Annotated in this window: 20 protein-coding genes; 15 read left to right on the top strand and 5 right to left on the bottom strand. The window is 65.4% G+C overall.

Going from position 1 to position 26,198, the window contains the following annotated elements; genetic code table 11:
* Positions 1-63: 63 nt before the first annotated feature.
* The gene (locus tag DRF71_RS01300) at positions 64-1,326 is read left to right on the top strand and encodes a glycosyltransferase family 4 protein (protein WP_112309902.1); all 1,263 of its coding nucleotides are present in this window, start codon (positions 64-66) and stop codon (positions 1,324-1,326) included.
* Here DRF71_RS01300 and DRF71_RS01295 read toward each other — a convergent pair.
* Genes DRF71_RS01295 through DRF71_RS01285 form a run of 3 tightly spaced genes read right to left on the bottom strand, consistent with a single transcriptional unit; the run spans position 1,310 to position 4,835 of the window.
* Entirely contained in the window at positions 1,310-2,143 is an 834-nt protein-coding gene (locus DRF71_RS01295) for a glycosyltransferase (RefSeq protein WP_112308829.1), read from the bottom strand. The genes DRF71_RS01300 and DRF71_RS01295 overlap by 17 nt on opposite strands.
* Positions 2,137-3,873: a hypothetical protein gene (locus DRF71_RS01290; protein WP_157970861.1), complete on the bottom strand. Its 1,737-nt coding sequence runs from the start codon at positions 3,871-3,873 to the stop codon at positions 2,137-2,139. The genes DRF71_RS01295 and DRF71_RS01290 overlap by 7 nt, the downstream gene beginning before the upstream one ends.
* Before the next feature lie 2 nt (positions 3,874-3,875).
* Positions 3,876-4,835 (bottom strand): hypothetical protein, encoded by a 960-nt coding sequence (locus DRF71_RS01285; RefSeq protein WP_232831240.1) that lies wholly within the window; start codon positions 4,833-4,835, stop codon positions 3,876-3,878.
* Between the two features lie 320 nt (positions 4,836-5,155).
* On the opposite strand from DRF71_RS01285, the gene DRF71_RS01280 reads away from it, so the two are divergent.
* From DRF71_RS01280 to DRF71_RS01220, 13 genes are all read left to right on the top strand, one after another.
* Positions 5,156-6,922, top strand: coding sequence for a heparinase II/III family protein (locus tag DRF71_RS01280; RefSeq protein WP_112308827.1), 1,767 nt, complete (start codon positions 5,156-5,158; stop codon positions 6,920-6,922).
* A 22-nt stretch (positions 6,923-6,944) separates the two neighbouring features.
* A complete protein-coding gene (purH, locus tag DRF71_RS01275) occupies positions 6,945-8,558 on the top strand; it encodes a bifunctional phosphoribosylaminoimidazolecarboxamide formyltransferase/IMP cyclohydrolase (RefSeq protein ID WP_112308826.1) in 1,614 nt (537 codons plus the stop codon).
* A 1-nt stretch (position 8,559) separates the two neighbouring features.
* A complete protein-coding gene (gene lspA, locus DRF71_RS01270) occupies positions 8,560-9,054 on the top strand; it encodes a signal peptidase II (protein ID WP_112308825.1) in 495 nt (164 codons plus the stop codon).
* A gap of 130 nt (positions 9,055-9,184) precedes the next feature.
* Positions 9,185-9,772, top strand: a complete 588-nt coding sequence (locus DRF71_RS01265) for a DUF3035 domain-containing protein (protein WP_112308824.1) — start codon at positions 9,185-9,187, stop codon at positions 9,770-9,772.
* Positions 9,773-10,000: 228 nt separating this feature from the next.
* On the top strand, positions 10,001-11,482 hold the full coding sequence (locus DRF71_RS01260) for a M16 family metallopeptidase (protein ID WP_112308823.1): 1,482 nt from the start codon (positions 10,001-10,003) through the stop codon (positions 11,480-11,482).
* On the top strand, positions 11,479-12,792 hold the full coding sequence (locus DRF71_RS01255; protein ID WP_112308822.1) for a M16 family metallopeptidase: 1,314 nt from the start codon (positions 11,479-11,481) through the stop codon (positions 12,790-12,792). Before DRF71_RS01260 ends, DRF71_RS01255 begins: the two co-directional genes overlap by 4 nt.
* Positions 12,793-12,934: 142 nt before the next feature.
* Complete coding sequence (mutL, locus tag DRF71_RS01250; protein WP_112308821.1) at positions 12,935-14,860, top strand: DNA mismatch repair endonuclease MutL; 1,926 nt, start codon at positions 12,935-12,937, stop codon at positions 14,858-14,860.
* Positions 14,861-14,870: 10 nt separating this feature from the next.
* A complete protein-coding gene (locus DRF71_RS01245) occupies positions 14,871-16,088 on the top strand; it encodes a DNA recombination protein RmuC (protein WP_112308820.1) in 1,218 nt (405 codons plus the stop codon).
* 236 nt (positions 16,089-16,324) lie between these two features.
* Positions 16,325-17,212, top strand: a complete 888-nt coding sequence (locus DRF71_RS01240) for a DMT family transporter (RefSeq protein WP_112308819.1) — start codon at positions 16,325-16,327, stop codon at positions 17,210-17,212.
* 96 nt (positions 17,213-17,308) lie between these two features.
* Complete coding sequence (gpmI, locus tag DRF71_RS01235) at positions 17,309-18,832, top strand: 2,3-bisphosphoglycerate-independent phosphoglycerate mutase (RefSeq protein ID WP_112308818.1); 1,524 nt, start codon at positions 17,309-17,311, stop codon at positions 18,830-18,832.
* Positions 18,833-18,942: 110 nt separating this feature from the next.
* The gene (locus tag DRF71_RS01230; RefSeq protein WP_408634522.1) at positions 18,943-20,085 is read left to right on the top strand and encodes a murein hydrolase activator EnvC family protein; all 1,143 of its coding nucleotides are present in this window, start codon (positions 18,943-18,945) and stop codon (positions 20,083-20,085) included.
* Positions 20,086-20,092: 7 nt separating this feature from the next.
* On the top strand, positions 20,093-21,433 hold the full coding sequence (locus tag DRF71_RS01225) for a S41 family peptidase (RefSeq protein ID WP_112308817.1): 1,341 nt from the start codon (positions 20,093-20,095) through the stop codon (positions 21,431-21,433).
* A 5-nt stretch (positions 21,434-21,438) separates the two neighbouring features.
* Entirely contained in the window at positions 21,439-21,939 is a 501-nt protein-coding gene (locus DRF71_RS01220; RefSeq protein WP_112308816.1) for an RNA pyrophosphohydrolase, read from the top strand.
* Between the two features lie 1,917 nt (positions 21,940-23,856).
* Here DRF71_RS01220 and DRF71_RS01210 read toward each other — a convergent pair.
* Positions 23,857-24,732 carry an AraC family transcriptional regulator gene (locus DRF71_RS01210; RefSeq protein WP_112308814.1) on the bottom strand — a complete coding sequence of 292 codons (876 nt, stop codon included), beginning with the start codon at positions 24,730-24,732 and terminating at the stop codon, positions 23,857-23,859.
* A 171-nt stretch (positions 24,733-24,903) separates the two neighbouring features.
* On the opposite strand from DRF71_RS01210, the gene DRF71_RS01205 reads away from it, so the two are divergent.
* Positions 24,904-25,659 carry an SDR family NAD(P)-dependent oxidoreductase gene (locus DRF71_RS01205; protein WP_112308813.1) on the top strand — a complete coding sequence of 252 codons (756 nt, stop codon included), beginning with the start codon at positions 24,904-24,906 and terminating at the stop codon, positions 25,657-25,659.
* Positions 25,660-25,698: 39 nt separating this feature from the next.
* Here the strand turns inward: DRF71_RS01205 and DRF71_RS01200 are convergent, their stop codons facing one another.
* Positions 25,699-26,196, bottom strand: coding sequence for a hypothetical protein (locus tag DRF71_RS01200; RefSeq protein ID WP_112308812.1), 498 nt, complete (start codon positions 26,194-26,196; stop codon positions 25,699-25,701).
* Between the last annotated feature and the right edge of the window lie 2 nt (positions 26,197-26,198).

The following is a 26,198-nucleotide window of genomic DNA, read 5'->3' as shown; positions in this document are numbered from 1 at the left end:
GCTTGCAAGCCGCCCGGCCGCGCCCGATCCTGGGCTTTGCTGCCGCTGCCCGAAATCCGGTCCATGAAACTCGCCTATCTGGTCAACAGCTATCCGCTGCCCTCGCAGACCTTCATCCGCCGCGAAATCCACGCGCTGGAGCGGATGGGCTGGCAGGTGCATCGCTTCGCCATGCGATCCGAACGGGCGCGTCTCGTCGATGCCGCCGATATCGCCGAAGACAGCCGCACCGAACATCTGCTGAAAAACGGGCTTTTCAGCCTGATCCGCTCGGCGCTGCCTTTCGCGATCCGCCGTCCGGGGGCGGCACTGCGCAGCCTCAGGCTCGCGCTGAAATGCGGGGGCAATGGGGCTGGCGGCGCGCCGGGAACAGGCGGGCGGCTGCGCCACCTGGTCTATTGGATCGAGGGCGCCGAGGTGGCGCGGCGCTGCCATCTGGCCCGGCTGCCGCATATCCATGCCCATTTCGGCACCAATTCCACCACCGTCGCCATGCTGGCGGCGGAAATCGGGGGCCTCGGCTTTTCCTTTACCACCCATGGGCCCGAGGAATTCGACGCGCCCCGCGCCCATAATCTGGCCGAGAAAACCGCCCGCGCCGATTTCTCGGTGGCGATTTCCTCTTTCGGGCGCTCTCAGCTTTGTCGCTGGGCCGGGATGCAGGACTGGCCGACACTGGAGGTCGTCCATTGCGGCATCGAGCCCTGGCGCTTTCCCGAACCCGCGCCGATGCGCGAGACCGGCCCGCGCCGGCTGGTCGCCATTGGGCGGATGTCGGAACAAAAGGGCTTTCCCCTGCTGATCGAGGCGATGGCGCAGGTGAAATCCGACCTGCCCGATCTGCGCCTGACCCTTATCGGCGAGGGCGAGCTGCGCCCGATGATAGACTCCATGATCCGGACAGTTGGGCTTGAGGACCGGATCACCCTGACCGGCTGGCTGGACGAGGCCGGGGTGCGCGATGAACTCGCCCGCGCCCATGCGCTGGTGCTGCCCTCTTTCGCCGAGGGCCTGCCGATGGTGCTGATGGAGGCTTTCGCCGCCGGCCGCCCCGCGATTGCCAGCGCCATTGCCGGCGTGCCGGAACTGGTGACACCCGGCACCGGCTGGCTGGTGCCGGCGGGCGATGCGGATGCGCTGGCCGGGGCGATCCGCGGCTTTGCCGCCGTGCCGGTCGAGGTTCTGGCGCGAATGGGGCGCGAGGCACGGGCCGATGTCTTCGCCCGCCATGACATCAATACCGAGGCCGCCAAGCTCGCCCGTCATTTCCGCGCCGCGATGCGGCTGCCGGCGGAAGGCCCCGAGCCAGTCAGCGACCACGGGTGAACCCCGTCTTGCCGCGGCCGAGCCGCACCGCCAGTGCCACCGCCGCATAGGTGACGAACCCGACCGGATCGCGCAGCACGAGCCGCATCAGCCAGCCTGCCCGCAGCCCGGCCTTGCCTTCACGCGCCAGAATGCCGGGATATGTCGCCTCCAGCTCGCGCACCCCCAGATCCTGGCGGCGGCGCACCTTCACCAGCGGGCCAAAGCCCTCGACCATCGGCCAGCTGTAGGGGGCGGCGATCTGCACACGCTCGGCGGGCTGGAATTGCAGCCGTACGAAAGTGTCATCCGAGATCAGCCGGGGAAATTCGCCCCATCGCGCGCGGCCTTCGGGATTGGTGGCGTAAAGCCCGTAACCCGGCGCGGTGCTTTGGGCGAAAGGCAGGCGCTGCCAGAAACGCGCATAGGCCCGGGTGATCCGCGACTTCGCTGCAGGGATCACCGGCGTCGCCCCGCCGTAAAGCGCACGCGCCGGCGCCAGCGCCGCCACCAGCCCCGCCATCACCCCGGGCGAGACCACACAATCCGCATCAAGCCAGGCCAGCACACGCCCCCGCGCCACCGCCTCACCCGCATTCAGCGCAGCCGGCTTTGATCCCTCGGCGAGATCCAGCACCGTCATCTCCCAGCCCGGCGGCACCGGCACAGCCCGCGCGAGTTCGGCAGTGCGGTCGCGGCACCCGTTGGCAACCACGATCACTTCGGCCCTTCCCGGCACCGGATGCGAGGCAAAGACCGCCGCAAGGCAGGGGGTGATCCAGGCCTCCTCATTCGAGGCAGGGATGATCACGCTCAGCGCGAGCTGCGGTTTCAGCATGAGCCGCAGCCCCGCATCAGCGCCCGCCAGCGCGGATTGTCATCCGACAGATGCCTGAGCGCACCCCAGCTGCCATGCCGCCCCGGCGTCGCGACAAAGCCGTAATGGGTGAAAGGCGCATCACTCTGCGCGGCCCAGGCGGCCAGCAAATCATCATACAGCGCGCCCATCCCCCCGGAATAATTCAGCGCGGTGAAGAAAGCGGTGATCTGTGCATCATCGGCGACCGGGCCGATGCCGGTCACATGGGTGCCGCCCTCATACATCACCAGCCGTAACCCATATTTCTTTGCAATATCGGCCTGATAGGGCCAGACCACTCCGGTCAGATGCGCGAGCGTATCATCGGGACGCCCGGAAACCGAGCCATCGCGCAGTTCGGCCACAGCGCGCGTCAGCGCCTCGTCGAGCCCGTATTTCTCGCCCCAGGCCTCCAGCGCGCTTCCCTTGAGGCCAAGCCGCGCGGCATGGTCCTTTGCCGCCGCCTTGCTTTCCGCAAGCCAGGCATGGATCATCGGCATCCGGTCCTCATGGCCAAGCGCGCCCGAGAAATAGCCGGTCACCGCCCAGGCATCGAAACTGCCGACCGGCGCGGGCCGGCCTTCGTCCGTGACCGGCTTTGGCGCAAGGATATGCTCTTCCAGCCCCAGCCAGCCGGTCTGGGTCGAGAGAACCCGCACCAGCCGCGCCGGATCGGCGATTTCCCCGGCCCAGATCGCCATCGCCTCGGCAGCGCGCAACGCGTAAAAGGCAAGCCAGCCGCCCCCGTCGCCCCAGCGGGCCTTTGCCTGCTGATCGGCCCAGGCCGCCTGGCCGAATTGCCAGTTCCAGACCTCGTTGGAATATTCCACCCAGGCAACCCGCCCGGGCGCCAGATCCCGTGCCACAACCTGCGCCATCTCGCCAAACAGCGCGTCTGAACCCATATGCGGCAGGGTGATCCAGGGATCGGCCTCAAGCCGGTTCGCCAGCTGCACCACCACCTCGATCGGCACGCCCCGGCGGGTCCAGGTGTAATCATCGGGCTTCGGGCGGTCTTCGGGCGTCACCAGCGGCGAATTGTTGGTCTGAAGCCAGTCCATGAACCGCAAAAGCCCGATCCCCTGCAATCGCGCGAGGAAATCGGGGTTGAAGATCTCGCCCGCAGCCAGCAGCGCCTCACGGTCTGCGCGCGAGACCCGGATGTTGCGAACCGGATCGGCCGGATCGCTGGCAGTGATGCGCAGATCGACAAGGCCCGGCCCGGGGCTGTAGTCAAAGGTGATGCGGCGGCCTTCTCGGCGCGGATTGCGCGCAAGGCCACCCAGACCGACCTCGCCCGTGCCGCTCCAGGTCACCAGATAGCGACCGGCAAGATCCTGTGCGCCCTCCGGCATATCGGTCAGCATCACGGTGCCGATGGACTCCAGATCCGGCGGGATCAGGCGCGGCCAGCCCTGGCCGTCCAGCACCCCCGCCGCCGCCAGCGCATCATGGTCCTCTCCACCCCATTGGCCAGGGCGATGCCCGATCCAGTCGCGGGCCGATTTCATCACATCGAGAAAGGGCTGTTCCGGCGACCAGTCGCGCCCGCCCAGGAGGCCCATCCCAAGACCGGATCCGGCGCTGCCCGCCCCCTGCGCGAAGACCCCTCCTGGCAGCAGTGCCGGGCCGAGCAGCACCTGCCCGAACAGCGCCTGCCCCAGCGGCACGGCAAGAAGGCCCGCAACGGCCCGGCGGGTCAGAGCCATCCTCACTCCCCCCGCCGCTGCGCGACGCCGCTGGGCGGATAGGCGGTCACCACATCCCAGGTGATTTCCTGCATCCGCCTGGCCGCCACCGGGTCAATCGCAAAACGGGAGCCATCGGCGCAGGCCACTTCCGCCGGCAATCCGACCGGCGAGCGGCCATAGATCACCGCATAATGCGCAAGCGCCATCAGCCAGGCGCCGGTATCGTTGAAATGGATATCGTCGCTGAGCAGATCCTCAACGCCCCGGATTCCGGGCAATTCCCCGGCCCCGGCCGCCCTGACCACCGCCGCCATCACCTGGCCGCCCGGAATGACATAGATGGTGCCGACCCCGTCCTGCCCCATGGCAGGACGCAAGAGCTTTCCTTCCCACAAAGCCGCCAGATCGCGGTCGATCCGCCCCAGCCAGTCACCGGGGTCATTCGATGTATCGTTGAGCGAATGCCAGGTCTCGTAAAGATAGATACGCGCATCGGGCCGCGCCTTGCGGATCTCAGCCGCCCAGAAGGCCAGCGCCCCGGGCGCATCATGCCAGCGGATCGCATCCTCCAGCGCGACCATCTCGGTCAGCACCACCACCGGATAATCGCCACTGCTGATCGCCTCGGCCACCGGGCGGAAGGCGGGGCTGGCATTCTCTTCGGCCATGCCCGCCACCTCGCCCCGGCGATGGGCGTTCAGGCTGGCGCCCCAGCCCAGCTGGCTGTTCCAGTCATGCCCGCCAAAACCCGCGAGAATCGCCGGCATGTCACGACCGGTCAGCGAATGGCCCAGGTGGTAGACCGCGACCGGGCCATCTGGCGGCACCAGCGGCACGGCATATCTCGCGGCGAATTCCTCTTGCGACAAATCGCGCCCAGGCGCCGCCGAAGGCGCAAGGACGGGCAGGCTCAGCACCGCAGCCAGCACGAGGGCCGGGACCAGAACGGCCCCCGCCAGCAGGATCGTCGCCTTTTCCACCGCTTATTCCCTGGCTGTGATGGCATGATCTGTCATGGCTGATTTTGCCCTTAATTTGCAGCAGATACCACAGTCCGGGCGTGAATGCTGCGTTTCCATGCCGAAAACGATGCGACAGACCGGAGAGAGCCCCGCTTCTGTCCTGCCATGCCTGAAGCCGTCGCAGGCCTCCGATATCCCAGAGCCGTTTTCGCAAAGCCAGTTTTCACGGGGCCAGTTTTCACGGGGCCGTTGGGTGACATTCTTCCACGCTGCGGCTATTCTCCGTGCCGCCTCCGGGGGACAATCGGAGCGCATTCGGCAGGAAGGGCAGAAACCGGGTGACACAAGCCAGTCATACAGGCTCCGAGGCGCCGAGCCGCCGTGAGCGGCTGGCCAATCGCTATGCCGCCTGGGCCGCGCGCCGTGCCAAACCGGCCGGAGGCTTTTCGCTGCGCCCCGAGCCGCGCTCTGTCGGGCTTTATGCGCGCGGCAAGCAGATCATGGCCGGAAACATCATGCTGGCCGGCCATCTGGTCGAGGCCGGCGACAGTGAGATCTGGGATCTTGCCGCCCCCGATCCCGTCTTTACCGACGAGGCGCATGGCTTTTCCTGGCTTGACGATCTGGCAGCACTTGGCACCAGCCGCGCCCGCGAAAGGGCCCGGGCCTGGACCCAAAGCTGGATCCGGCGATTCGGCGAGGGTTCACGCCCGGGCTGGACACCTGCGCTGACGGGGCGTCGGGTGATCCGCTGGATCCACCATTCGGATTTCCTGCTTGAAGGCGAGGCATCCGGGGATGAGGCGTCGGGGGACAGGGCGTCGGCGGAGCGCGCCCGCTTCTTCGCCTCGCTGGCGCGGCAATCGGGGTTTCTGGCGCGGCGTGCTGCGTCGGCCCGGCCGGGGCTTGCCCGGATCGAGGCCCTGACCGGCCAGGTCTATGCCCATCTCTCGCTGGAGGAAGCCGCGCCGAAACTGGCCCAGGCGCTGGCGGCGCTGGCAAAGGAATGCGACGAGCGGATCGACCGCAGCGGCGCCATCACCAGCCGCAACCCCGAAGAATTGCTGGAGATTTTCACCCTGCTCGGCTGGGCGGTGCAAAGCCTTTCCGATGCGGGACAGCCGGTGCCTGCGGGTCTTGCCGCCGCGATTGACCGTGTGGCCCCCTGCCTCAGGGCGCTGCGCCATTCCGATGGCGGACTTGCGCGGTTCCATTCGGGCGGCACCGGCGCCGAGGGCAAGCTTGACCTTGCACTGGCGGCGTCAAAGGTGCTGCCGCCCGCCGGCCATGTCACCCTTGCCATGGGCTATGCCCGGCTCTCCGCCGCCCGCACCACGGTGATCCTTGATGTCGCGGCACCGCCGGACGGGCCTGCAGCGCAGACCGCCCATGCCTCGACCGCCGCTTTCGAGCTGAGTTCCGGCCGCCGCCCGCTGATCGTCAATTGTGGCCCCGGCCAGAGCGCCGGACCGGAATGGCGGCTGGCCGCCCGCGCGACGCAATCGCATTCGGCGCTGTCGCTGACCGGGTTTTCCTCCTCGCGTTTCGGTGCCTCCTCCAGCTCCCTGACCGAGCGTGCCCAGGTCTCGGACCTGCATTTCGCGGGTTCTGACGGGGCTTTCGTGCGGCTCAGCCATGACGGCTGGCAGGCAGGCCATGGGCTGATTGCCACGCGGGAGCTGCAGCTTTCGCCCGATGGGCGGCGGCTCAACGGCACCGATCTCTTGTCCTCGACCACCCCCGCCGCCCGCGCGCAGTTCGGGCGGATGGTCGAACGCTCGCCCCTTGGGGGCCTGCCCTTCACCATCCGCTTTCACCTGCATCCCGATGTCGATGCCTCGCTGGATATGGGGGGCGCGGCGGTGTCGATGCAGCTGCGCTCCGGCGAGATCTGGGTTTTCCGCCATGACAGCGGCGCCGATCTGTCGCTGGAACCCTCGGCCTGGCTGGAGCGTGGACGCCTTGCGCCGCGCCATGCCCAGCAGATCGTGCTGATGGGGTTCGCGCAGAATTATGACAACCGTATCGGCTGGACGCTTGCGAAAGCCCAGGATACTCCGCTCGCCATCCGCGATCTGGACCGGGACGACCCGGCTCCCATCTGACTGCCACTGAAGAAGAGGCCCCATGTCGATTTCCGCGCCCAGCTCCACCGCCCCCACCACGCCCCTCCGCCCGCGCCGCGCGCTTTTGTCGGTTTCGGACAAGACCGGGCTGATCGGTTTCGCCCGCGCGCTGCATGGGCATGGGGTCGAGCTGCTCTCGACCGGCGGCACGGCAAAGGCGCTGCGTGAGGCCAGCCTGCCGGTCAAGGATGTCGCCGAGATCACCGGCTTTCCCGAGATGATGGATGGCCGGGTCAAGACCCTGCATCCGATGGTGCATGGCGGCTTGCTGGCTTTGCGCGACAATGCGGATCACACGGCGGCGATGGAGACGCACGGGATCGGGGCGATTGATCTGCTGGTCGTCAACCTCTACCCGTTCGAGGAAACCGTCGCGAAAGGCGCCGATTACGCCACCGCGGTCGAGAATATCGACATTGGCGGCCCGGCGATGATCCGGGCGGCGGCCAAGAACCACGCCTTTGTCGCGGTGGTGACCGATACCGAAGATTATGCGGGCGTCATTTCCGAAATCGAACAAAATGGCGGCACCAGCTATGCGTTCCGCCAACGTCTGGCGCTGACGGCCTATGCCCGCACGGCGGCCTATGACACTGCCGTTTCGACCTGGCTGGCGGCAGCGATTGCCGAACCGGCGCCGCGTTATCGCGCGATGGCGGGCAAACTTGCACAAACCCTGCGGTATGGCGAGAATCCGCACCAGAAAGCGGCCTTCTACCTGGACGGATCGAACAGGCCCGGCGTGGCCACCGCGAAACAGTGGCAGGGTAAGGAACTCAGCTACAACAATATCAACGACACCGATGCCGCGTTCGAGCTGGTGGCGGAATTCGAGGGTCAGGGCCCGGCGGTTGCCATTATCAAACATGCGAACCCCTGCGGCGTCGGCAAAGGCTCCTCGCTGCTTCAGGCTTACCAGCGCGCCTATACCTGCGACACCACCTCGGCTTTCGGCGGCATCGTGGCCTTGAACCAGGAGCTGGATGCGGCCACCGCCGAAGAGATCGTGAAGATCTTCACCGAGGTCGTCATCGCACCTTCGGCAACCGTTGCGGCAAAGGCGGTCTTCGCCGCGAAAAAGAACCTGCGCCTTCTGACCACCGGCGCGCTTCCGGATGCGTCGAAGGGAGTGCTCTCGTTCCGCCAGGTGGCAGGCGGCTTCCTTGTCCAGGATTCGGATGTCGACACCATCACGCCGGCGGATCTGAAGGTGGTCACGAAACGCGCGCCCTCAGGGCAGGAGCTGGAAGACCTGTTCTTCGCCTGGAAGGTCGCGAAACACGTCAAATCCAACGCCATCGTCTATGTGAAAGACGGCGCCACCGTCGGCATCGGTGCGGGCCAGATGAGCCGGGTCGACAGCACCATGATCGGTGCCCGCAAGGCGGGCGAGATCGTCCGGGCGCCTGGCCTTTCGGAAAGCCCGGCGGTCGGTTCGGTCGCGGCCTCTGACGCCTTCTTCCCCTTTGCCGACGGGATCGAAGTGCTGGCGGGCAATGGCGTGAAGGCGGTGATCCAGCCCGGCGGCTCGATGAAAGACCAGGACGTGATCGAGGCCGCCGACCGGCTTGGCCTTGCGATGGTCTTCACCGGCCAGCGCCATTTCCGGCACTGATATGCGCGCGGCCTGGCTTACAGCCCTCATCACCTTTGGCCTCGACCAGGCGTCGAAACTGGCCGTGGTCCAGGGCATGGACCTGATCAACCGGGGCGAGGTCGATATCTGGCCGCCTTTCCTCGTCTTCCGCATGGCCTGGAATCGCGGCATCAATTTCGGCCTCTTTGCCGGCGATACCGAAACGGTCCGCTGGGGAATCGTTGCCATCTCGCTGGTGATCTCAGCCTGGGCCTGGATCTGGGTCAGACGCTCGCGCCCGGGCCCCCTTGCGCAGATTTCCGCCGGTCTGCTGGTCGGCGGCGCGCTTGGCAATGTCATCGACCGCATCTGGTATGGCGCGGTGGCGGATTTCCTCAACATGTCCTGCTGCGGATTCGAGAATCCCTATGCGTTCAATGTGGCGGATATCGCGATCTTTGCCGGCGCCTTCGGGCTGGTTCTGTTCACCGGCAAGCCGGGTGCAGGCGACAAATCGCGGGTTAAAAAGCGCTGATGCGGGTTTCTGACGACCATGGGCGACGCCCCGGACCGAAAGACCCCGTGACGCGACCAATCCCATAGGCTAAGAGACTTCAAAGGCCGACGGGCAGGATAAGACGGAAAAACGAATGCCGGGAAACAGGATGCAGGCAAGACCGGGTAAGGGCGCCCTCGCGCTGGTGATTGCGCTTGTGCTGTCCGGCTGCGCCGCCGGGAAGGGCGAGTCCACCGATCTGATGCGGCTGCGCTCGAAAGACGGGCCGGATGAATTCGCGGTTCTGCCGCCCAAGGCGCTGGAAATGCCGACCAGCCTGAATGACCTGCCCGCGCCCACTCCGGGCGGTGGCAACCGCACCGATCAGCGCCCGCTTGATGATGCGGTGGTGGCGCTTGGCGGCAAGCCGGGCGCTGCGGGGGGTATCCCGGCCGCCGATTCCGCACTTTACGCCCATGCCGCGCGGCTGGGCAACCAGGGCGATATCCGCAGCCAGCTGGCCTCGGAAGACCTGCAATGGCGCCGCGACAACAAGGGCCGCATTCTTGAGCGCCTCTTTGCCGTCAACACCTATTACCAGGCCTATCAGGACCAGTCGCTCAACCAGTATAAAGAGGTTGAATACTGGCGTTCTCGCGGTCTTTTGACCCCCTCTGCGCCGCCGGAAGGCTATGATAAGCAGAAGGAAGAAAAGGAACGCCAGAAGAAGAAGCGCGGCGGTCTGCAGCTGTTCTGAGGCCCGGGGGCGCCCGCCCTTGCCCTCAGGCCGCCCGGCCCGCCTGCCCTGCCCCTGCCGGGCAGAGCCGGAAACAGGCGCCCCTGCTAAGGCGCTTTCATTCTGGCGCCCCCCTTCTGGTGTCCGGAAACACCGGAAAATCATCGCCGGAAAATCATCGGAGGACGGATGCGTCTCGTGACCCGACTTACCCGCAAAGCCAGGGCGAAATCCCCTGGATTTGCGAGGATGCTGCCTGCCCTGCCGCGCCTCGCGGCTCTCGCCCCCCTTTCGCTGATCGCAGCGCTGTCGGCCTTTGCGGCCCGGGCGGAAACCGTCTCCTCCTTCCGGCTGGATAACGGCCTCGATGTGGTGGTGATCGAGGATCACCGCGCGCCGGTCGTCGTCCAGATGATCTGGTATCGCACCGGCGCCGCCGATGAGCCTGCGGGCAAATCCGGCATCGCGCATTATCTGGAACATCTGATGTTCAAGGGCACCGACAAGATCCCGGCCGGCCAGTTCTCGGCCACGGTCGAGGCGCATGGCGGCGATGACAATGCCTTCACCTCCTGGGATTACACCGCCTATTTTCAGCGCATTGCCGCCGATAAGCTGGAAATGGTGATGGAGATGGAGGCCGACCGGATGCGGGGGCTGAAGCTTGACCCCGCCGTGGTGCTGACCGAGCGTCAGGTGATCCTGGAAGAACGCGCACAGCGCACCGATTCCGATCCCGGCGCTATTCTGGGCGAGCAGATGCGGGCGGCCTTGTTCCTCAATCACCGCTACGGCATCCCGATCATCGGCTGGCGCCATGAGATCGCCGAGCTTACGCGCGAGGATGCGCTGGCCTGGTATGAGAAATACTATGCGCCGAACAATGCGACGCTGATCATCGCCGGCGACGTGACACCCGATCAGGTGAAGGTGCTGGCCGAAAAATATTACGGCCCCATTGCCCCCTCCGAGGGCATAGCGCCGCGCCAGCGCCCGCAGGAGCCGCCGCAGCTGGCCGAGCGCCGGCTGGCCTATGCCGATGAGCGGGTCCCGGACCCCTATGTCTATCGCAGCTATCTCGCCCCGGAACGCGACCCGGGTGATCAGAAAACCGCCGCTGCGCTGTCGATCCTGGCCGAGCTGCTGGGCGGCAATGGCCAGACCGCCATCCTGCCCCGCGCGCTGCAATTCGACAGCAATGTCGCAGTCTGGTCCTCGGCCTTCTATGACGGGACCGCGCTGGATGACGGCACTTTCGGGCTTTATGTCGTGCCCGCACCGGGGGTGAGCCTTGCGGATGCCGAGGCGGCGATGGATGCGGTTCTGGCGAAATTCCTGGCAGAAGGCCCCGATCCCGAAGCGTTCGAACGCATCAAGACCCAGATCCGTGCCTCGGATATCTATGCCAAAGACGATGCGATGGGGCTGGCAAAGCTTTATGGTGAAGAGCTGTCGATCGGCCTCGGGCTGGTCGATATCCAGACCTATAATCAGGTGCTGGATGCAGTCACCATCGAGGATGTGATGACGGCCGCGCAACAGGTGCTGAACCGAGACCAGGCGGTGACCGGCTGGCTGGAGCGCCCGGAAGAACCAGCGGCTGCCAAAATCGACCCCAACATCTACCATCCGATGGATCAGTTCATTCTCAAACCAGAGAATGGCGATGGCGACGGGGCGGAAACCACCGGATCAGAGCCCGCTGTAAATGAGACGGAGGCTGGGCAATGATTTTCCGTGCATTGGTGACCGCTGCTGCCCTTATTTTTCCCGGCCTTGCGCTGGCCGATATCCCGATCAAAGAGGTGAAAAGCCCCGGTGGCCTGACCGCCTGGCTGGTCGAGGATCAGAATATCCCCTTCACCGCGCTTGAAATCCGTTTCCGCGGCGGCACTTCGCTGGATGATCCGGCAAAGCGCGGCGCAATTTACCTGATGTCGGGGCTGATCGAGGAGGGCGCGGGCGATCTCGACAGCAAGGGCTTTGCCGAGGCGCGGGACACCCTTGCGGCATCCTTCTCTTTCTCCGCCTCGACCGATGCCTTTTCGGTTTCGGCACGGTTTCTGAGCGAGAATCGCGATGAGGCGGTGGATCTGCTGGCGCTGGCGCTGAACAAGCCGCGTTTCGATGAGGATGCGGTGGTCAGGGTGCGCGAACAGGTGCTTTCGGGCCTGCGCTCGGATCTGCGCGACCCGTCCTCCATCGCGTCGAAGGAATTCGACCGTCTCGCCTATGGCGATCATCCCTATGGCAGCACCGGGCGCGGCACGCTCGACTCGGTCGCGGGCCTGACCCGGGCCGATATGGTTGAGGCCTGGAAAGCCGCATTGGCGCGCGACCGGGTCTATATTTCGGCGGCGGGCGATATCACTGCCGAAGAGCTGGGGCTGATCATCGACCGCCTGCTTGGCGCCTTGCCGGAGACCGGCGCGGCCCAGCCCGGGGTGGCGCCCTGGCTTATGACGCCGGGGGTCAGCGTGATCGACTTCCCCTCGCCGCAATCGGTGGTGGTCTTTGGCCAGTCGGGGATCTCGCAGAATGACCCGGATTTCTTTGCCGCCTATCTTCTGAATGATGTGCTGGGCGGCGGGCGCTTCTCGGCCCGACTGATGACCGAAGTGCGCGACAAGCGTGGTCTGACCTATGGGATCGGTTCCTTCCTGGTCGGAATGGACCATTCGGACAGCTATCTCGGGCAATTCCAGGCCTCGAATGACAAGGTGGCCGAGGCGATCGGGGTGATCCGCGACGAATGGACCAAGATCGCGCAGGAGGGCATCACCGAGAAGGAACTGGCGGATGCGAAGACCTATCTGACCGGCGCCTATCCGTTGCGGTTTGACGGCAATGCGCCGATTGCCTCTATCCTTGTCGGGATGCAGATGCAGGGGATGCCGATCGACTATCCGAATACCCGCAATGCCAGGATTGACGCGGTGACGATGGCGGATGTGAAACGGGTCGCCGCGCGGCTTTATCAGCCCGAAGCGCTGCGCTTCGTGGTGGTGGGCCAGCCGGAAGGCGTCGGCTCTACCCCCTGAATTCCTCTGGCAGCGCCGGGGAGGGCAACCCTCCCCGGCCCCCTCCCCGCCGCGCACAGATGGTTAACCCTGTTATCCGAACCAGGCGACAGGGCAGTGGCGGGTCTTTCGCGACTCGGCCCTGGCTGCTAGATATTGCGGCATGAGCCAGATTTCTCCCAATCCCTCGCAAATCGACGCGCGCCCGGTGATCCGCCAGCTGGACGAGGCCGCGATCAACCGCATCGCCGCCGGTGAGGTGGTGGAGCGCCCCGCCTCGGCGGTGAAGGAGCTGGTCGAGAATGCGCTGGATGCCGGGGCGACCCGGATCCGGGTGGATTACACCGATGGCGGCAAAACGCTGATCCGGGTCACCGATGATGGTTGCGGCATGGCGCCGGATGATCTGCCGCTGGCGCTGACCCGTCATGCGACCTCGAAGATCGACGGCAGTGATTTGCTGAACATCCGCTCCTTCGGCTTTCGCGGCGAGGCGCTGCCTTCGCTGGGTGCGGTCGGGCGGCTGGTGATCACCTCGCGCGCGGCGGGGTTCGAGGCGGGCCAGATCAGCTGCAATGGCGGGCGGTTGGACGGGCCGCGCCCGGCGGCGCTGACCTCGGGCACCGTGGTCGAGTTGCGCGATCTTTTCCACGCAACACCGGCCCGGCTGAAATTCATGCGCACGGACCGGGCCGAGGCCCAGGCGATCCATGAGGTGGTCAGACGCCTCGCCATGGCGGAGCCGGCGGTGGGTTTCACCCTCTCCGAAGTCACCGCCGAAGGACCCAGGGTGATCCTGCGTCTCGATCCGGAACAGGGCGACCTGTTCGATGCGCTGCATGGCAGGCTGACCCGGATCATCGGCGCAGATTTCACCGCCAATGCGATGCGGATTGAGGCCAGTCGCGACGGGATGGCGCTGGTCGGGCTTGCCGCCCTGCCGACCTATTCGCGCGGCTCTTCCACGCAGCAATATCTCTTCGTCAATGGCAGGCCGGTCTCGGACCGGCTGCTGATCGGCGCGCTCAGGGCCGCCTATTTCGACGTGCTGTCGCGCGACCGCCACCCGGCAGCGGTGCTGAACCTGATCACCGATCCCGAGCGGGTGGATGTGAATGTGCATCCGGCGAAATCCGAGGTGCGGTTTCGTGAGCCCGATGCGGCGCGCGCGCTGATCATCACCGCGATCAGGAGCGCTTTGACCGGCGCAGGACACCGCGCCTCGACCACCGTGGGGGCCGGGACGCTGGGCGCCTTCCGCCCCGGCCAGCCTTTTGCGCCGCGCGATCTGCCGCAGCGCCCTGCACAGACCACCCTGGCCCAGGCCTTCGCGTTTCAGGCCCCGGTCTTTCAGGCGCCGGTCTTTCAGGCCTCTGCCTCCCCCATCCCGGAGCCACAGGGCTTCGCCGAGACCTGCGGTCAAATCATGGGCGCGGAGCAGCCCACCGGCACGGGACTGGCCGAGACGCTTGCGCAGCAAGTCGTCGAGGCCGGCCCCGCATCGCAGCAATTCCCCCTTGGCGCCGCCCGCGCCCAGTTGCATGAAAACTGGATCATCGCCCAGACCCAGGACGGCATCGTCATCGTCGATCAGCATGCCGCACATGAGCGCCTCGTCTATGAGCGCCTCAAGGCCCAGATGGCCGCGCGTGAGATTCCGCGCCAGGTGCTGCTGATCCCCGAGATCATCACCCTCTCGCCCCCCGATGCGGGCCTGATCCTCTCGGCAAGCGAGAGCCTTGCGGCGATGGGCCTTGTGATTGAGCCTTTCGGCGGCTCGGCCATCTCGGTGACCGAGACCCCGGCGATCCTTGGCCCGGTCAACGCCGCCGCCCTGATACGCGACATTCTGGATGAGCTTGCAGATCAGGGCGACAGCACGCTTGCCCGGACCAAAATCGACGCGGTCCTGTCGCGCATGGCCTGCCATGGCTCGGTCCGCTCTGGCCGCCAGATGCGCCCCGAAGAGATGAATGCGCTGTTGCGCGAGATGGAGGTCACGCCGAATTCCGGCCAGTGCAACCATGGCCGCCCCACCTGGGTCGAGCTGAAACTCCATGATATAGAACGGCTTTTCGGGCGCAGATGACGGGACGCAGATGATCACGCTTTTTGGCCAGACCCATGCCTGGAACGACCCCGAGATCCTGCTGATCGGGGCCGGCGCGCTGATCCTTGCGCTGTTTTTGATCCTGATCCTGCGCGCCGCCAACCGGGCCGGCAATTCCGCGCAGCCTTTGATGAATGAAATCTCCTGGATGAGCCACCGCGTCCAGGCGCTCTCGGAGGGGCAGGAGCGGCTCTCGGGCGGGCTTTCGCATGTGTCCGAGGCCCAGGCCGCCTCGCAGGTCTCGATGCTGAAACTGATGGAAACCCGGCTTGCCGATGTCCAGCGCCAGATGACCGAGGCGCTGCATGGGTCGTCAACCCGCACCGCGCGTTCGCTTGGCGAATTGCAGCAGCGGCTTGAGACCATCGACAAGGCGCAGGAAAAGATCGAGAAACTCTCGGGTAATATGCTGTCCTTGCAGGATATTCTTTCGAACAAACAGACCCGCGGCGCCTTTGGCGAGATCCAGCTGCATGACATCGTTCAGAAGGCGCTGCCTTCGGACAGCTATACGATGCAGGCGACGCTTTCGAATGGCAGACGTGCAGATTGCCTGATCTATCTGCCCAATCCCCCCGGCCCGATCGTGATCGACGCGAAATTCCCGCTGGAGGCCTATGAGGCGCTGCGCCGCGCCGAAAACCCGCGCCAGAGCCAGGAGGCGGCACAGCAGCTGCGCCAGTCGCTGCGCGCCCATATCCGCGCCATCTCTGATCGCTATATCATCGAGGGCGAAACCGCCGATGGGGCGCTGCTCTTCCTGCCCTCCGAGGCGGTCTATGCCGAGCTGCACGCCAATTTCCCTGACCTCGTGCGGGAGGGTTTCGCGGCCAGGGTCTGGATCGTCTCGCCCACCACCTGCATGGCAACCCTGAACACGATGCGCGCGGTGCTGAAAGACGCCCGCATGCGCGAACAGGCGGGCGCGATCCGCAAGGAACTGTCGCTGTTGTCGCAGGATGTCGAAAGGCTCGGAGCCCGGGTCGGCAATCTCGACCGCCATTTCCAGATGGCCGCAAAGGATATCGAGGAAATCCGCATCTCCTCGGACAAGGCCGGCAAACGCGCGCGAAGGCTCGATAATTTCGATTTCGAGGAACTGGCGCCGGATGCGGCAGGGGCTGTCACGGGGGCTGGCACGGAGGCTGTAACCGGGGCAGTGGTCGTCAGGCCGGCGCTTCCGGACCGTGAAAACGAAGGCTTCTGATCGGTCCGGCCCGACCTTCCGCCGCGTCGCAGAAGATGAGTATTTGTATCAGGGGAAAAGCTGATCCGTTTCCTCTTGACACAAATACTCCCGCCGGAGGCGAAGGTCAGCAAGAGGCACCGCGCCATGCCTGCGGCGCAAGGCTGCCAGAAATGTCACGCCAGATGTCATGGCGGCAGGATCCTGCCCCGCAACCCTGTTGTCCCCCAAAGCTCCATGATAGCGGTAAAGGCACCATGAGCGCCCCCCAGAACACCCGACTCGGTATCCTGTTGATGATCGCCACTTCGGCGATTTTTGCTGTTCAGGACGGTATCTCCCGCCATCTCGGCGAAGCGGTGAATATCTATATGGTGGTGATGATCCGCTTCTGGTTCATGACCGTTTTCGTGCTGGCGCTGGCCGCGCGCAGTCCCGGCGGGCTGAAAGCGGCGGCGAAAAGCCGTTACCCCCTGCTCCATATTCTGCGTGGTTTTCTGCTGGTGGCGGAAATCTGCATCATGGTTGTGGCCTTCATCAGGCTGGGCCTGATCGAGACCCATGCGGTTTTCGTGATCTATCCGCTGCTGGTGACGCTGTTTTCCGGCCCGGTCCTCGGCGAAAAAGTCGGCTGGCGGCGCTGGCTGGCGGTGCTGGTCGGGTTCCTTGGCGTCATTGTCATCCTCAACCCGGGCAGCGGCGTTTTCACCCCCTGGGCGCTGTTGCCGCTGTCTGCTGCAGCGATGTTCGCACTTTACGGGCTTTTGACGCGCTATGTCGCGCGGGAGGACAGCGCCTCGACCAGTTTCTTCTGGACCGGGATTTCCGGCGCGGTCTTCATCACGCCCATCGGCCTCCTGAACTGGCAGAACATGTCCGCCACCGATTGGGGGTTGATGGCGGTTCTGTGCTGCACCGCCGTGCTGGGGCACTGGCTTTTGATCAAGGCCTATGACGTGGCTGAGGCATCGGATATCCAGCCCTTCGCCTATTTCCAGCTGCCTTTCGTCTCTTTCCTGGGCCTTATGCTCTTCAACGAGAACCTGCGCATCAATGTGGTGATCGGGGCGGTGATCGTGGTTGCGGCCGGGCTTTTCACCCTTTGGCGGCAGCGGATCCGGGCGCAGCACAACAAAGCTGCGTGAAGCCCGTGGCCTTGCGCGCAAGGGCTGGTTTTCTGCGGTTGCCCCGGCCTGGGGCCGCGCGTAAAACTTCGCGCGTTACTGCCTGAGAGGTCACGCATGTCTGCTCCAAAACCCGTCGTTTTGTGCATCCTCGACGGATGGGGCATCGGGCCGGACCCGGCGACCTCGGCCCCTGCCCAGGCCAATATCCCGACCTTTCGCCGCCTGATGGCGACCTGCCCGAATTCCACTCTGGTGACCTATGGCCCGGATGTGGGCTTGCCCACCGGCCAGATGGGGAATTCCGAGGTCGGCCACACGAATATCGGCGCCGGCCGCGTGGTGGCGATGGATCTGGGCCAGATCGACCTGGCGATAGAAGACGGCTCGTTCGGGGCGGTCCCGGCGCTGAGGCAGTTCATCGCGGCTGTCGAGGCCTCGGGCGGCACTGCGCATCTGGCGGGGCTCTGCTCGCCCGGCGGCGTCCATGCCCATCAGGCACATCTGATCGAGGCCGCGAAGATCATCGCCGCCGAGGGTGTGAAGGTCGCGATCCATGCGATCACGGACGGGCGCGATGTGGCGCCCTCTTCCGCCGCCGCCCAGGTCGCGGAAATCGAGGCAGCACTGCCGCCATCCGCAAAAATCGTCACCGTCACCGGGCGCTATTTCGCGATGGACCGCGACAATCGCTGGGAGCGCGTCGCCACTGCCTATGAGGCAATGGTGCATGGCAAGGGTATGGCGGCAGAGACCGCCGGCCAGGCCATTGCCCAGGCCTATGCGGCAGGCGTCACCGATGAATTCATCCCGGCCACGGTGATCGGCGATTACCCGGGCATGAAGGATGGCGACGGGCTGTTCTTCCTGAACTTCCGTGCCGACCGCGCGCGGGAAATCCTCGCCGCCATCGGCCAGCCGGATTTCGACGGCTTTGCCCCCGGCGCCCGCCCGCATCTGGTCGCGCGGCTTGGCATGGTCGATTATTCCGAGGCGCATAACGGTTATATGACCACGATGTTCCCCAAGCAGGATATCGTGAACACCATCGGCGAATGGGTGGCGAAACAAGGTAAGACCCAGTTCCGCCTGGCCGAGACCGAGAAATATCCGCATGTGACCTTCTTCCTGAATGGCGGGCGCGAAGAGCCCTTCCCCGGCGAAGACCGTTTCATGCCAAAATCGCCGAAAGTGGCGACCTATGATTTGCAGCCCGAAATGTCGGCGCCCGAGGTGACCGCGAAATTCGTGGGCGCCATCGAGGCGGGTTATGACCTGATCATCGTGAACTATGCCAACCCGGATATGGTCGGCCATACCGGCAAGATTGAGGCCGCGAGGCGGGCCTGCGAGGCGGTGGATCAGGGGCTGGCGCAGGCTCTGGCCGCGCTGGAGCGCACGGGCGGCGCCATGGTGGTCTGTGCCGATCACGGCAATTGCGATGTGATGACCGATCCGGTCACCCGTCAGCCCCATACCGCCCATACGCTGAACCCGGTGCCGGTGATCCTGGTCGGTGGGCCGCGCGGGGTGCATCTGCGCGCGGGTGGCAGGCTTGCCGATCTGGCGCCGACGCTGCTCGATCTGATGGGGCTGGAAAAACCGGCAGAGATGACCGGCGAAAGTCTGATCCTGACATGAAAGCCCTGCGCCGGCCCCTCGTTACCGGTCTTGCACTGGCGCTGGTGCTGACGCCCGTGCTGACGCGCGCCCAGGATGATACGACCCGGGATGACATGGCCCAGGCCGACATGGCCCCGCCCGCCACTGCCGAACCGGCAACGGGCGCGGCACTGACGGTCTCGGACCAGGCGGCGCGGGCATCAGCACAATTGCGCGAGGCAGTGGCCGCGATGGAGGCGGCAACCACCGGTCGCACTCAGGTCGCGGCGCTGACCCAGACGGTGCGCGCCTATGAGGAAGGTCTCGCGGCCCTGCGCGAGGCGCTGCGCCAGGCGGAGCTGCGCGAGGAGGTGCTGAAACTGCGGTTCAACGCCAAGCGCGACCGTATGGGGCAGCTGGTGTCTGCGCTGGCGCAGATGGAACAGAACCGGGGCCCGCTTTTGCTGATCCATCCATCCGGCCCGCTGGGCACTGCGAGATCAGGAATGCTGGTGGCCGAGGTCACGCCGCTGATCCAGGCCGAGGTCGATCAGCTGCGCGGCGAATTGCAGGAACTCGCCGATCTCAGGGCCTTGCAGGTCTCGGCCGGACAGCATCTGACCGACGGGCTCGCTTCGGCCCAGGCCGCGCGCACCGCTCTGTCGCAAGCGATCTCGGAGCGCACCGATCTGCCCAAACGCTTTACCGATGATCCGGTGATCCTGCGCGCATTGCTGGAAAGCGCCGATACGCTGGACAGTTTCGCTGCCGGGCTGATCGAGACCTCGACCGATGGCGCGGCACCACGCCCCTTTGTCACCGCGATGGGGGCGCTGCCTTTGCCGGTCGTGGGCAGCCTCTTGCGCCGCCCCGATGAGGCGGATGCCGCCGGCGTGCGCCGCCCCGGCATGACGCTTGCCACCCGCACCCGCGCGCTGGTCACCGCGCCCTGGCCCGGCACCATCCGCTATCTCGGCCCGCTGCTCGACTACGGAAATGTGATCATCCTGGAACTCGGCGACGGCTATCTTCTGGTTCTGGGCGGGCTTGGAACGGTTTATGGCGAAGTGGGTGAAGTGGTCGCAACCGGGGCGCCGCTTGGCCTGATGGGCGGCAGTGACGGCAGCGGCCCCGCGCCGGAACCCACCGAGCAGGCACCGCTTGCACCAAACGGATCGCAAAGCGGGGCTGGCGCCGAAGCGACGGAAACGCTTTACTTGGAATTGAGAATGGGGGCCACTGCGGTCGATCCGACCGAATGGTTCGCCGCCACCGCCTCGACAGGAGACTGAGGACCTTATGAAGAAACTCGTGCTTGCCGCCGCTGGCGGTGCCTTTGCCGGTGTGGTTCTGACCTCGCAGGTCGGGCCCCTGATCGCCGAGCAGGCGAGCCGCGACAGTTCGGTCTATGAGCAGCTTGACCTGTTCGGCACCATTTTCGACCGTGTCCGCGCGCAATATGTCGAGCCGGTCGATACCGAAAAGCTGGTCGAGGCCGCGATCAACGGCATGCTGACCTCGCTGGACCCGCATTCCTCGTATCTGTCGGCCAAGGATTTCGCCGATATGCAGGTGCAGACCAAAGGCGAATTCGGCGGTCTGGGGATCGAGGTCACCCAGGAAGAGGGCTTCGTCAAGGTGATCTCGCCGATGGATGGCACCCCCGCCGACAAGGCCGGGATCCTTGCGGGCGATTATATCACCCATGTGAACGGCGAATCGATCCTTGGCCTGAACCTCAACCAGGCGGTGGATCTGATGCGCGGCCCGGTCGGCTCGGAAATCATCATCACCGTGGTGCGCCAGGGCACCGATCAGCCGTTTGATGTCTCGATCATCCGCGACACCATCAAGCTTGAGGCCGTCAAGGGCCGCACCGTCGGCAAGGCGGTGGTGCTGCGCGTGACCACCTTCAACGACCAGACCACCACCGACCTGACTGCGGCTCTGGCCAAAGGGATCGAAGAGCTGGGCGGTCTGGCGAATATTGACGGCGTGGTGATCGACCTGCGGAACAATCCGGGCGGGCTTCTGAACGAGGCGATCACCGTCTCGGACGCTTTCCTGAATTCGGGCGAGATCGTCTCGACCCGCGGCCGCGCGCCGGAAGATGGCGAGCGCTATAATGCCAAACCCGGCGATCTGGCCGAAGGCAAGCCCGTTGTCGTGCTGATCAATGGCGGCTCGGCCTCGGCCTCTGAGATCGTGGCCGGCGCGCTGCAGGACCACCGCCGCGCGGTGATCGTCGGCACCAAGAGTTTCGGCAAGGGCTCGGTCCAGTCGCTGATCCCGCTGCGCGACGAGGGCGCCATGCGGCTTACCACGGCGCGCTATTACACGCCCTCGGGCCGCTCGATCCAGGCGCTTGGCATCTCGCCCGATATCGTGGTGCAGCAGCCGGCGCGCCCCAATCCGGCCACCGACACCCCGGCGGATGAGCCCTCGACGGCAGTGCAACCCCGCACCGAAGCCGGGCTGCGCGGCGCGATCACCAATGATTCGATGACCGAGGACGAGAAAAAGCTCTATCTCGAAGAGCAGGCCGCTGCCGAGGAAACCGCGAAACTGCGCGACGAGGATTACCAGCTGGCCTATGCGGTCGATATCCTGAAAGGGCTGAACACCCTCAAGGACGAGTAAGCGCGATGGTGAAGGCCGAAGATCTGCCGTACCGGCCCTGTGTCGGTGTGGTGCTGGTGAACCGCGACGGGCTGGTCTTTGCCGGGCAGCGCATTGATGGCGGGCGGGTGAACAGTCCCGAGGGAAAGCTGGCCTGGCAGATGCCCCAGGGCGGCATAGATGAGGGCGAAAAGCCGAAAGAAGCCGCGCTGCGCGAGCTTTGGGAAGAGACCGGCGTGACCGCCGATCTGGTCGAAAAGCTCGCGAAAACAGAGGACTGGCTGACCTATGATCTGCCCGATGAGCTGATCGGCAAGGTCTGGGGCGGCAAATATCGCGGCCAGCGCCAGAAATGGTTCCTGCTGCGCTATCTGGGCACGGATGAGCAGATCCGGATCGAAACCGAGCATCCGGAATTCTCCTCCTGGTGCTGGATCCGCGCCGATGAGATGGTTGCAGCGATCGTGCCCTTCAAACGCGCGGTCTATGAAGAGGTGGTGGCGGCTTTCCGCGATCACCTCGCCTGATTGCGGAACCCACCGTTTGCGAGGGGGGCGAGCCCCCCCTCGCAAACGGCGACACCTGGCCTGGGCGGATGGGCCCCTGTCGGGCGGCGATCACGGCCGGCTGATCCCGGAACAGCACCTGGATTTGCCGTGGCATTGACCGCTGCCTTTTGAGGCCGACAGGCCGCACTCAACAACAGCGACGGGTTCAGGCGGGATGCTGTGCAGCAGATCACAGCCCGGGGGATGCCCGCTTCCCGCTATTTCGCAGCGCTTTGGGCTGTGTTCGCATTGGGTGTATAAATGATTGAAGCTGCCTGAAAGCCGATGGCGAAGTCGACCGGCCTTGACCATAAAGCCGGGAATCCGGCGAGCGCAGCGCGAGCCGGCACGCGAGTGACCGGGCGCGCGACATCCAAAAAATCAGCAGCGCTCCGATCACACGGGCCCCAATGAATCATTCCGTTGATTTAAAAACATAAACTCTCCGGACAGGCGCATAGTTTCCATCGGGAATTGACCCATGTGACACTCCCCCCCCAAGCGGCGGGCGGCGGTCAGCATGGGGCTTTAACATCATCGGGAAGCTCTCGCATCGGCATGGGCCATCGGCATGGGCCTCCGATCCGCGAACGTGTCGGACGGGGCGGGCGGTCCCGCGAACGGTCAGGGAACAGGCCTTGTTTCCAACTTCTGGCTTTGCAGTTTTTCCATGGTGATCCATGGTGTCAGAAGATGCGGATGCGTGAGGCCATAGCCGCCCGCTATTGCCACAGGAACTGGTCCGGCGACATTTCAGCCCTCGGGAAGCACGGGGGTCTGCTGATCTGGCCGGACAAGGACTGACCTGGCTCGCGCCGGGGGGCCGATCTTTCGAATGAGGCGATCCGGTTCTGTCGGTCGGTCAGGGCGCTGTTTAAGATCGCGCCAGGGCAGACGCCGGGGACGGTCGCCGGCCTCCTGCGCCAGGCCGGCCCATTCCCGATTATTCCCCCTTTGCCATCGGCAGCAGAGCCTGACAGTCCCGATCCCGTAGCACCGTGCTGAGGGCCCGCCGGATTTTCTGGCAGAGAGCACCGCAATCAAACTCCCGGCACGGGCCGTGCTCTCGCATCCATTTCCCGATCAGGCGCTCTTTCGCCGGGTTCTCTCGGGCGATGGCCGCGACGCTTTCCCTGCGATACCCCGCCGGGCAGCCATATTGGCGGCCCCACAGTGCGGCCATTCCGGTCCCGCGGCACCGACATGCCCCGGACCATGAGAGGGGCGTTCGGCCTGCGGCCCGACATCTCAAACTCTCCAACTTGTCCCGCCGGATTGCCTCAATACCCTTATTGAAACAGGAGGGGCTTTGCACTGCTTACGATGTTCGCCCTCAACACCCTCCTTCATCTCGCCAGAGGGAGGCGGGGAGGATGAACTCTGTCGCCCCGCCCCGGCGCATCGAGGGTGTCACCAGCACGGGTAAGCCGGAGCAGGAAGGTCCCGAGCGCAGGAGGCTTGCGGGTTCCGGTCTTTGGCCCCGGGCATGCTGCGCTCTGGCAACCGGCCCGCGATAGCGACCTTTGCCCGGCCTGGGTGGATCCGGAACCTTTGGCGCATGCGGGTCTGCAATGATCAGCCTGTGACCGGCTGACTGCGGAAATGGGCAATCTGCGCTTTGTCACCCGAGGCATGCGGCGCGAGAGATCATCACCAGCCCGAAACGAGGAGCATGACCGCCCCGCGCGTGTCAGCATCGCGTACCGCCGCGAAGCTGTCAGACCCGCGCCGGAACCGAAGGAAGGAAAGCGATGGTGATGACTGTCTGCCCTGCCTGACGGGCTACCGGGATATCCGGACGCATCGGGCAGCGCCTTTGCCGGTTCGGGAAAAAGGCAGAAGACAGATCGCCGGTGGCTGCGACAGCAAAGCGACAGCCGCCCGGATCCGGGCCAGTCAGGCGCTGAGCTTCGCCTCGCGCATGTCACGCCCGGGGGGGGCGCCGAAGAGACGGGCATAGTCGCGGGTGAATTGCGGCACGCTTTCATAGCCAACGGCATGGGCGGCATGGCTGATTACCGCACCCTGCGAGAGCATCAGGCGGCGAGCCTCGATCAGCCGCAGCTGTTTCTGGAACTGCAAGGGCGAGAGCGTGGTGATTGCCCGGAAATGCTGGTGGAAGGAGGATTCGCTCATCCCCGCCACCCTTGCCAGCCCGGACACCCGCAGCGCGCTGGCATAGTCCTGGCGGATCAGCGCGACCGCGCGGGCGATGCGATGGGCATGGCTGTCTACCGCCCCAAGCGCCCGGATCGCGGCGCCGTGGCCTCCGGTCAGCAGCCAGTAATGCATCTCGCGCAGCAGCGCCTCGCCCAGCACCGGCTGCGCCTCGGGCCGCCCGATCAGCCGCATCAGCCGCAAGGCCGCATCCGTCACGTCCGGGTCGGCGGGTTCAATACGGACGGGGGCGCCGTGGGTCACCCCCAGATCGGCCTCGACCGCCAGCCTGCGCAACAGGCCCTGGTCCAGCTCCAGCGCCAGCGCGTAATAGGGCGCTGCGGGACTGGCTTCGGTGATCTGGCTGATCGTAGGCACATCGGCGGTGATCACCAACGCCTCTCCGGCGCCATAATCGAAGCTGGTCGTGCCCATGGTCACCCGTTTGCGCCCCTGCAGGCAGATCGCGATCAGCGGCTTTTGCACCGCCACCTGCAGCTCACCGGGATGGAGCTGACGCACCACGCCCAGGCCCTGAAACGGCGTGGCGGCATAGCCAAAGCGGTCGGCATGGGCATCGGCATGGCGGCGGACAAGGTCAGAAAGGCTGGGCATCGGCGGCGTCCTTGCAAGCAGGCGTCACAGCATCAGGCAAGAATACCCGCCCCGGTGCAAGGATTTCATGCGCCTTTCGCGGAAACAGGCAAGAGCGGGCGAGGAACAGGCAACATGACCGGCCCACCCTGCCCCATATTTCACCCATCCGCTCAGAAGAAGGAACAGAGCATGAGCAAGATCGCTTTGATCACCGGTGCCAATCGCGGCCTTGGCCGCAACACCGCCCTTTCCATCGCCCGCCATGGCGGCGATGTGGTGGTGGCCTATCGCGGCAATGCCGGCCAGGCCGCCGGGGTCGTTCAGGAAATCCAGGCCCTTGGGCGCAAGGCCCTGGCACTGCAACTCGACGTCTCGAATCTGGCAGCTTTCCCGGATTTCGCCGCCCGGCTGCGCGCCGGCCTGCAAGAAACCTGGGGGCGCGAGAGCTTCGACCATCTGGTGAACAATGCCGGCCATGGCGAGTTCACCCCCTTTGCCCAGACCTCCGAGGCACAGTTCGACGGCATTTTCGACGTCCATGTGAAAGGCGTCTATTTTCTGACCCAGACGCTTTTGCCTTTGATCGCCGATGGCGGGCGGATCGTGAATTTCTCGACCGGGCTGACGCGCTTCTCGGCGGCGGGTTTCTCGGCCTATGCGGCCGCCAAGGGCGCGGTCGAGGTGCTGACGCGCTACATGGCGCAGGAGCTGGGGGCGCGCGGGATCACGGTGAATGCGGTGGCGCCAGGGGCCATCGAGACCGATTTCGGCGGCGGCCTGGTGCGGGACAACAAGGATCTGAACGCGAAATATGCCGGGCTGACCGCGCTTGGCCGTGTCGGTCTGCCTGACGATATCGGCCCGATGGTGGCAAGCCTGCTCTCCGACGACAACCGCTGGGTCACCGGCCAGCGGATCGAGGTTTCGGGCGGCCAGGCGATCTGACCGCGTAAAGCTCAGCGCATCGGGGTCAGCGCACCGGGGTCAGCGCGTCGGGGCGCTGGCCTCCCTCCCCCGGCGGCGCAGATGCAGGATCTGCGCCGTCAGCCCGAGGATCAGCATCACGACCAGCGCAACCAGAGCGCCCAGCAGGACCGGCGAATCCGATCCCTTTGCAATCGGATTGCCGTCGGGCACCCGGGTCAGAATCTCGTTGACGGTGGGCACCATCAGCAGGAACACCGTCAGGCTGAGGAGGATGGTCTCCAGATAGGGGCCAGCGCGGCCCAGGCCAGGGATACGCCCGACCGAGTAGCCCGCCAGCAGGAGCGTCAGTGTCACCACTGCGACCACATTGCTGACCGGCAGTTTCGCAATGGGAAATACCGTCAGCCCGCCGATCAGCATGAAGATGAACCAGGCGAGCCCGGCGCCGGAGCGTGGCACGATCCGACCGTGGCGGGCCAGCATCCAGAGCGCAAGGGGAATGGCGGGCAGACTGCCAAGCGTATGCAGCCAGCCGGGAGGCGAGATCCCGAACATGG

Origin of the sequence: Pseudogemmobacter bohemicus (genome assembly GCF_003290025.1) — a bacterium.
GTDB classification, from domain to species: Bacteria; Pseudomonadota; Alphaproteobacteria; order Rhodobacterales; family Rhodobacteraceae; genus Pseudogemmobacter; species Pseudogemmobacter bohemicus.
The sequence above is the reverse complement of the archived record's forward strand: the minus strand, read 5'-3'. Positions and strand labels throughout refer to the sequence as shown.